We start from the raw sequence: 3,534 nt of genomic DNA, 5'->3' as shown, positions 1-3,534 counted from the left end.
AGCGGCGGCAGCGGGACGATCATCATCCCGATGATGGCCACCACCACGCACGCGAGGACGATGTCGGAGTACTTGGACAGGAAGCTGTTGCTATCGCTCTGGGCGGACATTGGCAGTCCGTAATCCTAGCGAGACCCGGCTACTTTCCCAAGTCTACCCCTTCGACCCCCCCCCAACGCTCTCCAACTGGGCCTCCTCGGCGCTCTGGAGCGTCGCCACGGCCAGCAGCCTTGCTCGCTCGGTCAGGGGGTCCTTCTGCTCCGGATCCAGTGCCACCACCCGGGCGAAGTCCTTGGCCGCCTGCATGATGTTGCCCAAGCGCAGGTGGACCTCCCCCCGGTTGATCAACGCGGCGGTGTCCGCGGCATCCAGGCGGAGGGCCTCGTCGAAGTGGATCAGCGCCTCGTCGAGCGCATCCACCGCCAGGCACGTGGCGCCGAGCGCCGTCCGGTAGTAGCCCTCCGCGGGATCCTGCAGCGTCAGCTTCGCGAAGATGTCGCGAGCCTCGTCGTACCGGCCCTGCTCGTACATCTGGAACCCTTGCATGGACAGCAGGAGCAGGTCGGGCTTGGAGGGATCAGGGTCGGGATTCGTCATGGTGGGTGGAAACCTGACAGGACGGGATGGGGCCGAGGATACACCGGGCGTTCGGTCCAGCGAAAGCACGCCACCCGGAGAATCCGGATTGTAAGATGGCGCGTATGGACCTCGCACACACCCAGGAAATCTTCGAGCAGCTCTACTCGGGCTTCTCCGGTTACGACGTCGCCCGGCAGGAGAAGGAGCGGTTGGGACTCCAGGAGGCCGCCACCACCTACGGTGAAGTGGTTCCTCCCGCCTTCCTGGAAGTGGTGCGCGAGGCCACGCCCAAGGAGGGCGAGGTGTTCTTCGACCTCGGCTCCGGAACGGGCAAGGCGACCTTCCTCGCGGCGCTCGCCTTCCCGTTCGGTCGGGTGGTGGGCATCGAGCTGCTCCCGGGACTGGGGGACACGGCGCGCAAGGTGCTGAGCCGCTATGACGCCGAGGTGCGCCCCCGGCTGTCGCCGGAGCACCAGAACCAGCGCATCGAGTTCATCGACGGGGACTTCCTCCAGCAGGACTTCTCCGTGGCCGACGTGGTGTTCGCGCACGGCACCTGCTACGGGCACGAGCTCATCGAGCAGCTCACGCACAAGCTCAAGGAACTCAAGCCCGGGGCGCGGGTCATCATGGCCGGCCACACGCTGAGCTCTCCCGAGCTCGCCTTCGTGAAGATGAAGGTGATGAAGACGGACTGGGGCTCGGCGCTGGCCGCGGTGTACCAGCGCCGGTAATTTCCCCCAGGGCGGGGCTACTTCTTGGGAGTGGCCTCTCCCGCCTTCTGCAGGATGGTCAGGGTGGCGCGGGCGCGCTTGGTGTTCTCGCGCTTGGCCTCGGGATCCAACTTCAGCGCGGTCTGGATGTCCTTGAGCGCCTCGGGCATGTTGCCCTCGCGCAGGTACATCTCGCTGCGTCCCACCAGGGCATCCACGTTGCCGATGTTGAGCTCGAGCGCCCGGGTGTACTCATCCTTGGCCTCACCGAACCGCTCCAGGTGGGCATAGGTCGCCGCCAGGTTGCAGTGGAAGACGCTATCGTACGGGGAAGCCGCCACCAGCCCCTTGAAGATGTCCAGGGCATCCTGGAGCATCCCCGTCTTCAACAGGTCGTGACCGCGCGTCGCGATCTCGTAGAGCATCTCTTGGGACAAGCCGAGGAACTCCGCCGGGGAGATTTCTCCGAGGACGAGGCGCTCACCGAGCTCTTCAGGAATGGCCAGCGTGGAGGCGGAGGACTTCTGCGGGGGATTGCTCACGGGAGCACCTGTGGGGGAAAAAAAAAGGGCGGGAGGGCCGCGCAGGACCCTCCCGCCTGATGAGTCTAGTCCAGAGTCTAGAACGTCCGGAAGCGGTTCTGGTTGACCGAGCGGTTCAGGTCGCGCAGGGACGCGTACTTGTCGAGCATGCGGCCGATGTCCTCGAAGTTGGTCCGCAGGTTGCCCTGGCGGCGATCCACCCAGCAGCCACGGCCGGGGGGGGCGTTGCGGGTGCCCTCGAAGGGATTGAGCTTCTCCAGCTGCGCGGTGAGCTTGCGCAGGGTGTCGAACATCTTCGACATCTGCTCGAAGAGCTGGGTGATCTTCCCGAGGAACGAGCCGGGCTTGGCGCTGGTGGGATTGGTTCCGGGGGCCGGGGCGCCGGCCGCCAGCTCCTTGCCGAGCTGGAAGGACTCGCCGCCGTTGTTGCTGCCGACGACCTCCTTACCCGTGAAGGACCAGTCGTCCGTCTCCTTGCCCATGACGAACACGTCCTTGCCGCCGAAGCTGTTGACGTGCTGGAAGCCGTCCTGGGTGACCGCACCGGTCTTGCCCTTGCCCTTGTCGATGTCGGTGACCTTGACGCGGTCGTTACCGGAGATGATCTCCAGCTCCTTGCTCACCGTCATGCCATTGCCGTAGGGAGCGGTAGCGCAGTTGATGCGCGTGCCGTCGCCGAGCACGAAGGTGCTGTCGCGCTTGAAGTCCCACTTGCCGCCGTCGCCCTCGTCCACGTGCGGGTCACCCCACACGCGGGTCGACTTGCCGTCCGGACCGGTGACCTTCCACTCGAACTGGCTGGTGGCCTCGATCTTGTAGCCGCCCGGGGTGGTGATGACGCCGTTCGCGTCCGTCTTCAGGCTGCCGGACGGGTGCGAGGAGTCCGTCGGCGTCGGCGCGGGGGGCGTGGCAGGGCCACCGCCGACGACCGAGTAGAAGATGTCCATGATGGAGCGGTCCTTGCGGAACACGTCGCTCTCCACCGAGGTGTTGGTCGGGGCGGCGGTGGCGGCGGCCGCATTGGTCGCCGTGGTCTTCACCTCCGCATCCTTGGGGGCCAGCGTCTGAACGCCAAAACCCGGGGTCGTGACGCTCGGATTCGAACCACCGATCTTCGTCGACATGATGTTCGTCCTTTCTTGTCTCAGGTGCGCAGACGGGTCGTCGCGCTACGTGAGGTCATCTGGTTTGGGGTGGGGCTCAGCTGCAGCGCCGCCACCGCTGTGTACCTACTGTTTCCATTATCGACATCCCCCACCGAAGGTTTCCTGTGCTCGAATAAAAAGCTCTTTTCCGCACCGACCCTCGACGTCCCCATGAACGGGAGTGGAAACCAGGGGTCGGGGCGCCGTCAAGCCCACGGCCCGGGAGCTCACGGGCCCCAAAAGCGAAACCGGCCCCGCGTTGCCTCCTATAGAGGACCTCGCGAGACCGGCTCGTACGACCCAGTTGCCTGGCGCTCTATCAGCCGCCGATGTCGCGGATGCCGGGCATCGCCATCTTTCCGCACAGCCCCACGCGCCCCAGCTCCGGACCGAGCTGGCCCCCGGAGCCCAGGGGGCCCCAAAAGCGAAACCGGCCCCGCGTGGCCTCGTATAGAGGACCTCGCGAGACCGGTTCGTACTACCCAGTGACTACCTGGCGCTTGATTAGCCGCCGATGTTGCGGATGACGGACATCGACATCTCGTGCATCTGCTT

Annotated in this window: 4 protein-coding genes; 1 reads left to right on the top strand and 3 read right to left on the bottom strand. The window is 65.6% G+C overall.

All coding sequences use genetic code 11. The annotated features are described in order from the left end of the window. Window positions 1-153: 153 nt before the first annotated feature. Window positions 154-597 (bottom strand): tetratricopeptide repeat protein, encoded by a 444-nt coding sequence (locus VF794_RS25665; RefSeq protein WP_331114813.1) that lies wholly within the window; start codon window positions 595-597, stop codon window positions 154-156. A gap of 104 nt (window positions 598-701) precedes the next feature. Between VF794_RS25665 and VF794_RS25660 the strand changes: the two genes are divergently transcribed. Then, entirely contained in the window at window positions 702-1,313 is a 612-nt protein-coding gene (locus VF794_RS25660; protein ID WP_331114811.1) for an SAM-dependent methyltransferase, read from the top strand. 17 nt (window positions 1,314-1,330) lie between these two features. On the opposite strand, the gene VF794_RS25655 is transcribed toward VF794_RS25660, so the two are convergent. Together VF794_RS25655 and VF794_RS25650 are read right to left on the bottom strand one after the other, a co-directional pair. After that, complete coding sequence (locus VF794_RS25655; protein WP_331114809.1) at window positions 1,331-1,834, bottom strand: tetratricopeptide repeat protein; 504 nt, start codon at window positions 1,832-1,834, stop codon at window positions 1,331-1,333. A gap of 77 nt (window positions 1,835-1,911) precedes the next feature. Beyond that, window positions 1,912-2,958 (bottom strand): DUF1521 domain-containing protein, encoded by a 1,047-nt coding sequence (locus VF794_RS25650; protein ID WP_331114807.1) that lies wholly within the window; start codon window positions 2,956-2,958, stop codon window positions 1,912-1,914. Window positions 2,959-3,534 lie beyond the last annotated feature (576 nt).

It is taken from the genome of Archangium sp. (assembly GCF_036389735.1).
In the GTDB taxonomy this organism is placed as follows: domain Bacteria; phylum Myxococcota; class Myxococcia; order Myxococcales; family Myxococcaceae; genus Archangium.
Note: the sequence above shows the minus strand (reverse complement) of the source record. Positions and strands in the feature narration are given on the sequence as shown.